Genomic DNA, 1279 nt, shown 5'->3' with positions numbered 1-1279 from the left:
ATGGTCTTACCCCTGTCAAGTAGACAGTAATAGATTAGGTGTCTTTTCATTAAGCAGCCTTAGTTCCAAATTCAATAGGACTAAGGTTGTTTAATCTTTTTTGAAATCTTTTGTTATTGTAATAGCCCATATATCTTTTAGTAGCCTTAAAAACTTCTGCTTTTTCATGAAACGTATGTCTATAAAAGCATTCTGCCTTAAAATGACTAAAAAAACTCTCTATACATGCATTATCGTAACAATTTCCCTTCCTAGACATACTCACAGTTATTTTGTGCTTTTTAAGTAATTGGTTATATTTTTTTGACGTATACTGATAACCTCGGTCGCTATGTAATACTGTTTCGTGGACTTTTCTTTTTCTTAAGGCTTTATTGACTGTGTCTGTAACTAATTTTAAATTGTTGTATTCGCTCATTTGGTAGGCCACAACTTCGTTATTGTAAAGGTCTAGTATCACGGAAAGATATATGCGCTTATTGTTAAAGGTAAGATAGGTTATATCTGTAACCCATTTTTCATTTGGTCTTGTAGTTGAAAACTCTCTGTTTAACAGATTTTCCGACACGACGCATTGTTCTTTTAAACCAAAATGCCTCCACTTTTTCTTTCGAATCTTAGCTTGTATCCCCATTTTCCTCATTAAACGATATACTCTTTTGTGATTTACCTGTAAACCATAATACTTTTTGAGCCATATACAAATTCTTCGGTAACCATAGCTTCCATTTATATCTGGATCTCGTTCGCATTCTACTATTTTAGACATGATAAATTGATCCTCTTTCATCTTTTCAGAGGGATCGTTGATTCTTTTTTCCCACTTATAATATCCACTTCTTGAAACATCTGCAATTTCACAAAGCAATACAATTGAAAAGTTCTGTTTTAAGGTATGAATGACTTCGTATTCTACTGATTTACTTTTGTTGACCTCATCTCCTTTTTCGTAGCTAATAGCTTTTTTAAGTATGCGTTTTCCGCTTCTAATCGTTGTATTCTAGCGTCTTGACTGACTTCATTTGTTTGTTTAGATCTTCCACGTTTTTCTTGTAGGCCCAGAATCCCCTCATTTTCATATTTTTTAATCCATCTATCTATAACTGAATATGTAACTCCCAATTCCTTCCCAATTAATTTGCTTCCAATTCCTCTATGTGAGTACAATTCAATAGCTTTCATTTTAAAATCAATTGAAAAAGTTCTTCTAATTTTCCCCATAAAAAATCCCCTCCATAATAAACAGTAAAGTAACTTTCTTTCAACTGTCTACTATAAG

Annotated in this window: 2 protein-coding genes; both read right to left on the bottom strand. The window is 32.5% G+C overall.

What is annotated here, in order from left to right:
• Positions 1 to 49 precede the first annotated feature (49 nt).
• Positions 50 to 958 (bottom strand): IS3 family transposase, encoded by a 909-nt coding sequence (locus QO049_RS30430; RefSeq protein WP_284489819.1) that lies wholly within the window; start codon positions 956 to 958, stop codon positions 50 to 52.
• The gene (locus QO049_RS30425; protein WP_000516502.1) at positions 913 to 1221 is read right to left on the bottom strand and encodes a helix-turn-helix domain-containing protein; all 309 of its coding nucleotides are present in this window, start codon (positions 1219 to 1221) and stop codon (positions 913 to 915) included. Before QO049_RS30425 ends, QO049_RS30430 begins: the two co-directional genes overlap by 46 nt.
• Positions 1222 to 1279 lie beyond the last annotated feature (58 nt).

The organism is Bacillus sp. RB3 (genome assembly GCF_030164735.1).
In the GTDB taxonomy this organism is placed as follows: domain Bacteria; phylum Bacillota; class Bacilli; order Bacillales; family Bacillaceae_G; genus Bacillus_A; species Bacillus_A cereus.
This window is presented reverse-complemented; position numbering and strand designations above follow the sequence as displayed.

What these genes read in the sequence shown, in the direction of transcription:
- QO049_RS30425 (WP_000516502.1), bottom strand. Translation starts at nt 1,221, where the DNA reads ATGGGGAAAATTAGAAGAACTTTTTCAATTGATTTTAAAATGAAAGCT.